Origin of the sequence: Limibacillus sp. (genome assembly GCA_037379885.1) — a bacterium.
Classification (GTDB): Bacteria; Pseudomonadota; Alphaproteobacteria; order Kiloniellales; family CECT-8803; genus JARRJC01.
On the sequence record JARRJC010000091.1, the window covers coordinates 1 to 4,781 of the forward strand.

The 4,781-nt window shown below is 68.4% G+C and carries 5 protein-coding genes; 4 read left to right on the top strand and 1 reads right to left on the bottom strand.

What is annotated here, in order from left to right:
• The coding region (locus tag P8X75_14530; protein MEJ1996398.1) for an FAD-dependent oxidoreductase at window positions 1-747 on the top strand (747 nt) is incomplete at its 5' end.
• On the opposite strand, the gene P8X75_14535 is transcribed toward P8X75_14530, so the two are convergent.
• Window positions 744-1,265 carry a copper chaperone PCu(A)C gene (locus P8X75_14535; GenBank protein ID MEJ1996399.1) on the bottom strand — a complete coding sequence of 174 codons (522 nt, stop codon included), beginning with the start codon at window positions 1,263-1,265 and terminating at the stop codon, window positions 744-746. The genes P8X75_14530 and P8X75_14535 overlap by 4 nt on opposite strands.
• Before the next feature lie 181 nt (window positions 1,266-1,446).
• Here P8X75_14535 and P8X75_14540 point away from each other — a divergent pair, with 181 nt between their 5' ends.
• The 3 genes from P8X75_14540 to P8X75_14550 form a co-directional block, all read left to right on the top strand.
• A complete protein-coding gene (locus tag P8X75_14540; protein ID MEJ1996400.1) occupies window positions 1,447-2,448 on the top strand; it encodes a membrane dipeptidase in 1,002 nt (333 codons plus the stop codon).
• Window positions 2,445-4,193 (top strand): hypothetical protein, encoded by a 1,749-nt coding sequence (locus tag P8X75_14545; GenBank protein MEJ1996401.1) that lies wholly within the window; start codon window positions 2,445-2,447, stop codon window positions 4,191-4,193. Before P8X75_14540 ends, P8X75_14545 begins: the two co-directional genes overlap by 4 nt.
• Window positions 4,174-4,781 (top strand): DUF3726 domain-containing protein (locus P8X75_14550; protein ID MEJ1996402.1); only part of this gene is annotated, 608 nt, incomplete at its 3' end. The genes P8X75_14545 and P8X75_14550, both read left to right, overlap by 20 nt.

The following is a 4,781-nucleotide window of genomic DNA, read 5'->3' on the forward strand; positions in this document are numbered from 1 at the left end:
GCCTCGGCGGCCTCCTTCTCGGCGGTGCTGCGCGCGACGCTTCTGCGTGGCGGGGCGGCCTGCCGCCCCTTGATCGCCCGCGAGGGCCTGGGTCCCTGCTTTATCGACCCCGCCTTGGCCGAACTCGCGCGCCGGGGCGTGGAGCCCCGCTACAACAGCCGCCTTACAGGGGTTCACCGGCTGGACGGCCGGGTCGCCGCGCTCTCCTTCGGGGAGTGGCAGGTGCCCTTGGAGGAGGACGAAGCCCTCCTCCTGGCCGTGCCGCCCCAAGCAGCCCGGCAGTTGCTTCCCGAACTGACCGTACCCTTGGAGACCCGCGCGATCCTGAATCTTCACTTCCGACTCACGCGGACGCCCTCTAAACCGGAGGTGCCCGTGCTCGGAGTTCTGGGCGGTCAGACGCAGTGGATCTTCCGGCGCGGCGATCTCGCCAGCGTGACGATCAGCGATGCGGACTCTCTTATGGAGGAAAGCGGGGAGAACCTGCTGGCGCATATCTGGCCGGAGGTGGCCGAGGCGCTGGGCCTGCCGAGCCGCCCCGCGCCCTGCCGCATCATCAAGGAAAAGCGCGCGACCTTCGCCCAGACGCCCGCCGCGCAGGCGCTGCGTCCGGCTGCCGATGCGGAACCGGGCCTCTGGCTCGCCGGGGATTGGACGGCGACCGGCTATCCCGCCACCATCGAAGGCGCAATCCGCTCGGGCCGCGAGGCCGCCCGCCTGATGCTGGCGAGCAGGGCCAAGGACTAGTTGCTGGGCTGCATCATCTGGCCGCCATGGTTCATGGTCCCGTGACCCATGCCGCCCTGGCCCATGTTTTCGTGTCCCATGAAACCGGGCGACATTACCGTGACGGTGACCGGAAAGCTCTCCCCAGCGTTGCTTTCCAGCACGAGTTGAAAGCTTTCCCCTTCGGCCAGCTTGCGGGTCAACCCGAAGAGCATGACGTGATGGCCGCCGGGTTGGAAGGCGAGCGCGCCGCCCGCCGGAATTTCCACGGAGGGAACCTGACGCATCTGCATGACGTCCCCGTCCATCCTGTGGGTGTGCAGCTCCGCCGTCGCGGCTGCTTGCGTGGAGGCTCCGGTCAGCACCACGGTCTCTGCGCCCGGATTGACGATCTCCATGAAGACCGCGCCGGTCGTGCCCGCGCCGATCGAGGCGCGGGACCAGGCGTTGCTGATCGTCAAGTCCGCGGCCTGGGCGAGGCCGGGAAGCAGGATGAGAGAGGCGAGGAGGAGGAGACGGAGACGGGAAAGAGCGGTCATGACGTAAGCGAGCCTTCTGCGGTGTTTCAATAAGGAATAGCTAATATCCGAGTCGCCAAACTGCCAGGGCGACGCAGCGTCGCAGGCGAGGGGACCTTGCTACAAGGGTTTCGCGACAAGGGTTTCGCGCTCACCCCTCATCATGGTTATGCTGCAGTCCCAGTCATTGAGCAGGAAGCAGATGCCGGAGAACAACAGCCAGCGGCCCATCATCATCGACGCCCTTCAGTACAGCGCCTGGTCTGAGAAGATCTTCCGAGAAATGGCTGAGGGCGGGGTCTGCGCGGTGCATGTCACCATCTGCTATCACGAGAACTTCCGCGAGACCGTCGCCAACATCGAAGAGTGGAACCGGCGTTTCGAAGCGCACCCCGGGCTCATCTTTCCGGGCCGCCGCGCCGGCGACGTGCGCCGGGCGCGCGACGAGGGGCGCACGGCGATCTTCTTCGGCTTCCAGAACTGCTCGCCCATCGAAGACGACATCGGGCTGGTCGAGATCTGCTACAGCCTCGGCGCACGCTTCATGCAGCTCAGCTACAACAACCAGTCGCTGCTGGCGACCGGCTGCTACGAGGCCGAGGACCCCGGCATCACGCGCATGGGAAAACAGGTGATCCGCGAGATGAACCGGGTCGGGCTGGTGGTCGACATGAGCCATTCGGCGGAACGCTCGACCCTGGAGGCCATCGAGCTTTCCGAGCGCCCCATCGCGATCACTCACGCCAACCCGGCCTTCTGGCACCCGGCGCTGCGCAACAAGTCGGATAGCGTCCTGAAGGCCCTCGCCGAGAGCGGCGGCATGCTGGGCTTTTCGCTCTATCCCCACCATTTGAAGGGCAAGTCGGACTGTAGTCTTGAGTCCTTCTGCGAGATGGTGGCGCGCACGGCCGAGCTCATGGGCGTCCGCTCGCTCGGCATCGGCAGCGACCTCTGCCAAGACCAGCCCGACAGTGTCGTCGAGTGGATGCGCAACGGCCGCTGGACCAAGGAACGCGACTATGGCGAAGGCAGCGCCGCTGCCGCCGGATTCCCGCCACAACCTGAATGGTTCCGGGACAACCGTGATTTCGGAAGCATTGCCGATGGTCTGGCGGCCGCCGGATTCTCTCCCGAAGAGGTGGCCGGGCTGATGGGCGAAAACTGGCTCTCCTTCTTCGAGACCTCCTTCGGGCCCGCGTCATGACGGCGATTCAGGAACGGCAAGACGAAGGGGGGTTGGATCTGCGGCCCGCTTCCCAGGTCATGCGCTTGGCGCGCATGGGCAGCTTCTTCCCGACGCGGCTCTCCTTCATGCCAGGGCTGATACGCAGCATGAACCGGGAGGGTTGGCGCTTTTCACGCCCGCGCTTCGAGATCGCCGGAAACGGGGAGGGGCGCGCGGTCTACTGCGTCGATGCCGGCGCGCGGCGCTACAGCCTCGTCGCCTTCGCCCATGCGCTGCCGGATGACGCGCGCAGCGACCGGGTCATCGCCGAGGCTTGGGACGCCACCTTCGCGCTCTATGACGGTGAGCCGGACGAGGCGGAGCTAAAGCGGCTCGCCGCCGCCGTGCCCAAGCAGGAGGCGGGCCGCTGCCGACCCAGCGAGTTGGTGCTCTCGCGCGCCAACAAATCCGTGAGGGTCTTCGAGCATGTCGCCGGATGCCTCGCCGAGGGACGCCAGCCCGACCCGGCCCTGCTGGCCTCGGTCGGGTATCTCATGCGCACCACGGCGGTCTACGGCAACGGCAAGTTCGGGATCGCCGACCGTGAGCGGATCGCCGGGCGTCCCGAACTGGCCGGGCCCTTCCGGGCCGAAATGCTGGCCGTCTACCTGATCCGCAACTTCACCCTCGATCTGGTTGAGGAGGCGGCACGGAAGAAGGCCGAGGCGGCGGGTGCGCCGGAGCGCTTCACGCGCCTGGCCCCACAGCTGCGGCGCTTCCTGGGGATCGGCAACTCAACCGGGCTCGGCATGGCGCCCTTCCTGATCAACCACCCGGAGCTGATCAACAACTGGATCGCTGCCCGCGAAACCGCGCTCGCCCGCGTGCGCGCGCTGTCCCGCGCCGCTCCCGAGGAGGTAGCCCGGTTCGAGGAGCTGGTGGCGCGCGCGGCGGCCCATGTCGGCCAATGGCGCGTCGAGGACGCCCGGCAGTCGGCCCGCATCGCAAGGCTGGAGGAAGACCTGGCGTTGCTGTCGCAGTGGCTTGCGGAGGAGGAGTGGACCTCGTCTTCGCGCCCCTGGGACTCGCTCTACCGCCGCGCGGAGGAGGCCTTTTCGCTCGAAGGGCAGGAGATGCTGGTGAGCCTGCTGTTGGAGCCGCAGGGCGCGCTGGTGGACGACCTCACCGACCTCATGGCCGCGCCGCCGCCTCGCGGTGTCGAGCCCGCCATGACGCTCGGCGGCCTGCAAGAGGCCCTCAGCCGCGCCTATGACTGGGCGCTTGAACTGGACTTCGCCGCGCCCGGCGCCGAGGCGCGCTTCTGGTACGTCTCCGAGAAGAAGCTGGAGCCGCGCCTGGGCGAGCGTGGGCGCGAGGCGGGCGAGGAACTGGAATCGCCTCTCGACATCGCCCGGCAGGTCCAGGCGCTTTCAGCCGCGCTGGAAGAGGCGCTTGCCGAACTGGGGGCCGACGCCAGCATCGCCGCCTTCCTGCTGCGCCACCCGGAACTGCGCCACGTGGTGCGGCGTGTCCAGGGCGCGGCGCGCCATCCATACGGCGAGGTACGTGAAAACCTGATCGCGGCGGACTGTCTGCCGATCGACCTGCTGCGCTGCAAGCTCTCCTTCTTCGGGGCGTCCAAGTTCGATCCGAAGTCGGACCGCTGGACCCGGATCACGCTCTATCAGGGCGCGCCCCTGCCCGAGGATCTTGGCGCGCCCGGGGCCGAGGACTGGTGCCTTCCTGTGTTGGAGAGGGCGGACAATGCGCCTGTCGCTGAATGAGGTCGAAGGTGGCTGCCTGAAGGCTGCGCGCGGCGCAGGGCTGCCTTACGGTCTGGCGCAGGAGGCCGGACGCGCGGCGCGCTGTCTGGCGCTTTACGGTCTGCCCTGGTGCGGCCCGCTGCTGGCGGCGCTGGAGGCCTTCGAGAAACAGGAGCAGGAGCGGACCGGCCTCAACCTGACGGCGGACGCCGCGCGTCTGACCGGCGGTCCCTCGGCCCTGCTGCTCGGCCCGGCGTCCAGCGACGTCTGGCGCGCAGGCCTGATGGAGGACCGCCCGCTGGTGATAGCGGTCCCTGACCAGCCGCTCTTCTGCCTCGCGGCCTTGGCGCTGGGCGTGGCGGAGGGGGCGGCCCCGCTGCTGGCGCGCTGGGACGGCGGCTCCTTGGGTCTTGGCCGGGAGGGAAGCAGCCTTTTGGGGGCTTTGCCGGAAGCGGGTTCTGCGCTCGAAGTACTGCCGCTTGACCGGGACGCGGATCCCGCCGAAGGCCGCGACCTCCTATCCACTGCGCCCGGCTGCCTGGAGACCGGCTGCCCCGCCGATCCGGACTGCTGGGCCGCCCTCGCCAGTTACGCCGCGCGCACGTTGGT

Bases quoted from the DNA above. Each gene is read 5' to 3' on its own strand.
- P8X75_14540 (MEJ1996400.1), top strand. From the start codon at position 1,447: ATGCCGGAGAACAACAGCCAGCGGCCCATCATCATCGACGCCCTTCAG.
- P8X75_14545 (MEJ1996401.1), top strand. From the start codon at position 2,445: ATGACGGCGATTCAGGAACGGCAAGACGAAGGGGGGTTGGATCTGCGG.
- P8X75_14535 (MEJ1996399.1), bottom strand. From the start codon at position 1,265: ATGACCGCTCTTTCCCGTCTCCGTCTCCTCCTCCTCGCCTCTCTCATC.